Raw genomic sequence first — 2,708 nt, 5'->3', positions numbered from 1 at the left:
TCAACCCGTGCAAATATTTTTTTAGAACATGGCAGGATTTGTTAATTACATTTCAGAATCATATAACGAGTTAAAAAACCACGTTACCTGGACAAGCTGGTCTGAGGCTCAGAGGCTAACAGTGATTGTTGCTGTATTCTCGATTGTTTTTTCATTGGCAATTTGGGGTGTTGATACGCTTTTTAGTGGAGCGATTGAGCAATACTTCGAATGGGTTAAATCATAAAACAAAAGAGTGATGGCTGAAGCAAAGGAGAAAAAGTGGTATGTGGTTCGCGCTGTAAGTGGACAGGAAAATAAAGTTAAGGACTATATAGAGAAAGAAATTGCTCATATGGGTCTTGAAGATTTTGTAGACCAGGTTCTTGTGCCGACTGAAAAAGTAATACAAATTCGTAACGGGAAAAAAGTAAATAAAGAAAGAGTTTATTTTCCTGGTTATGTAATGATTCAAGCTAATATCAGCGGTGAGATTCCTCACATTATCAAAGGGATCAATGGCGTTATTGGATTTCTAGGTGAAACTAAAGGGGGAGACCCGGTGCCACTTAGAAAATCTGAAGTGAATAGAATGCTAGGAAAGGTGGATGAACTATCTGTAAAAACAGATAATGTTGCAATTCCATTCACAATTGGTGAAACAATCAAGGTAATTGACGGTCCTTTTAATGGTTTTAATGGAACTGTTGAAAAGATCAATGAAGAAAAGCGTAAGCTTGAAGTAATGGTTAAGATTTTCGGTAGAAAAACTCCATTAGAGTTGAGTTATATGCAGGTAGAGAAAGTATAAAAATTACTGTTACATATATTTTTTGATAGTTTTTTCAGCTTCCACTCAATAAACTATCATTTAAAAATTTGAAAAATGGCAAAAGAAGTAAGTAAAGTTGTAAAACTACAAGTTCGCGGAGGTGCTGCTAACCCATCACCACCAGTTGGACCTGCTTTAGGTGCTGCCGGAGTGAACATCATGGAATTCTGTAAGCAATTCAATGGTAGAACTCAGGATAAGCAAGGAAAGGTACTTCCAGTAGCAATTACTGTTTATAAGGATAAGTCTTTTGATTTTGTGATCAAAACACCACCTGCAGCAGTACAATTGATGGAAGCGGCAAAGACTAAAAAAGGTTCAGGTGAGCCGAACAGAAAAAAAGTAGCTAGTGTTTCTTGGGATCAGATTAAAGCGATTGCAGAAGACAAAATGCAGGATCTCAACGCATTTACTGTTGAATCTGCAATGAAAATGGTTGCCGGAACAGCTCGTTCGATGGGGATAACTGTAAAAGGTGAAGCACCGTTTTAATCCAAAAAGAAATTAGAAAATGGCAAAATTAACTAAAAAGCAAAAAGAAGCTCAGGGAAAGATCGAGAACGGTAAAACGTATACGGTTGCTGAAGCATCTGCTTTGATAAAGGATATTACCAACGCAAATTTCGATCCTTCTGTAGATCTTGCAGTTCGTTTGAACGTAGATCCACGTAAAGCTAACCAAATGGTTAGAGGTGTTGTAACTCTTCCACATGGAACAGGTAAGGATGTTAAAGTTCTTGCGCTTGTAACTCCGGATAAAGAAGAGGAAGCAAAAGAAGCTGGTGCAGATTACGTTGGATTAGATGAATACCTAGAGAAAATCAAAGGTGGTTGGACAGATGTAGATGTTATCATCACTATGCCTAGCGTGATGGGAAAACTTGGTCCATTAGGACGTGTTCTAGGACCAAGAGGTCTTATGCCTAACCCAAAGACCGGTACAGTAACTATGGATATCGCTAAGGCAGTATCTGATGTGAAGGCTGGTAAGATCGACTTTAAAGTTGACAAAACAGGAATTGTACATGCTGCAATTGGAAAAGCGTCTTTTGATGCTGAGAAGATCGCAGGTAATGCTAGAGAATTATTAACTACGCTGGTAAAATTGAAGCCTCAGGCATCTAAAGGTGTTTATATAAAAAGTATTTATATGACGAGCACCATGAGCCCGAGTGTAGCGATAGATACTAAAAGGTTTACTGAGCAATAATTTACGATTATGACAAGAGAAGAAAAATCACAAGTTATAGAAGACTTAACTGCCCAGCTAGCCGGATTCCAAACTATCTATTTAGCTGACATCTCTGGCCTTGATGCTGGAAGTACTTCTAACTTACGTAGAGCCTGTTTCAAAGCAGACGTTAAGTTATCGGTAGTTAAAAACACGTTGCTTGCTAAGGCTATGGAGGCTTCCGATAAAGATTTCGGAGAACTTCCTACAGTTTTAAAGGGTAACACATCAATTTTGCTTTCGGAAACTGGAAATGCTCCAGCGAAAGTTATTAAGGATTTTAGAAAGAAATCTGATAAACCTCTACTTAAAGGTGCTTTTGTTGAAGAAGCGATCTACGTAGGTGATGATTATCTTGAGACATTGGTTAACATCAAGTCTAAAGAAGAAGTTATTGGGGATATCATTGGATTACTTCAATCTCCTGCTAAAAATGTTGTTTCTGCACTTAAATCAGGTGGTGGAAAGATTGCAGGAATCCTTAAGACCCTTTCTGAAAAAGAAGGATAATATAGTACGCACTTTTTAACAATTATAATTAAAGAACTTTTTAAAAACGATAGAAAATGGCAGATTTAAAAGATTTCGCAGAACAACTAGTTAACCTTACTGTAAAAGAAGTAAATGAGTTAGCTGATATTTTGAAAGAAGAATACGGTATCGAGC

Annotated in this window: 5 protein-coding genes and 1 pseudogene; all 6 read left to right on the top strand. The window is 37.4% G+C overall.

Translation table 11 applies throughout. The features are described from left to right. Positions 1–28 precede the first annotated feature (28 nt). Positions 29–226, top strand: a complete 198-nt coding sequence (gene secE, locus ACNI3T_RS03015; RefSeq protein ID WP_026915412.1) for a preprotein translocase subunit SecE — start codon at positions 29–31, stop codon at positions 224–226. A gap of 12 nt (positions 227–238) precedes the next feature. Beyond that, the gene (nusG, locus tag ACNI3T_RS03010; protein WP_141877088.1) at positions 239–790 is read left to right on the top strand and encodes a transcription termination/antitermination protein NusG; all 552 of its coding nucleotides are present in this window, start codon (positions 239–241) and stop codon (positions 788–790) included. Between the two features lie 75 nt (positions 791–865). After that, on the top strand, positions 866–1,303 hold the full coding sequence (rplK, locus tag ACNI3T_RS03005) for a 50S ribosomal protein L11 (protein ID WP_418226572.1): 438 nt from the start codon (positions 866–868) through the stop codon (positions 1,301–1,303). Positions 1,304–1,322: 19 nt separating this feature from the next. Continuing rightward, positions 1,323–2,021: a 50S ribosomal protein L1 gene (gene rplA / locus ACNI3T_RS03000; protein WP_418226571.1), complete on the top strand. Its 699-nt coding sequence runs from the start codon at positions 1,323–1,325 to the stop codon at positions 2,019–2,021. Between the two features lie 9 nt (positions 2,022–2,030). Further along, complete coding sequence (rplJ, locus tag ACNI3T_RS02995) at positions 2,031–2,552, top strand: 50S ribosomal protein L10 (RefSeq protein WP_141877090.1); 522 nt, start codon at positions 2,031–2,033, stop codon at positions 2,550–2,552. Between the two features lie 56 nt (positions 2,553–2,608). Further along, positions 2,609–2,708: pseudogene (locus ACNI3T_RS02990) on the top strand (50S ribosomal protein L7/L12); the annotation flags it as partial.

The sequence above is a fragment of the Christiangramia qingdaonensis genome (assembly GCF_048381525.1).
Taxonomy (GTDB): Bacteria; Bacteroidota; Bacteroidia; order Flavobacteriales; family Flavobacteriaceae; genus Christiangramia.
This window is presented reverse-complemented; position numbering and strand designations above follow the sequence as displayed.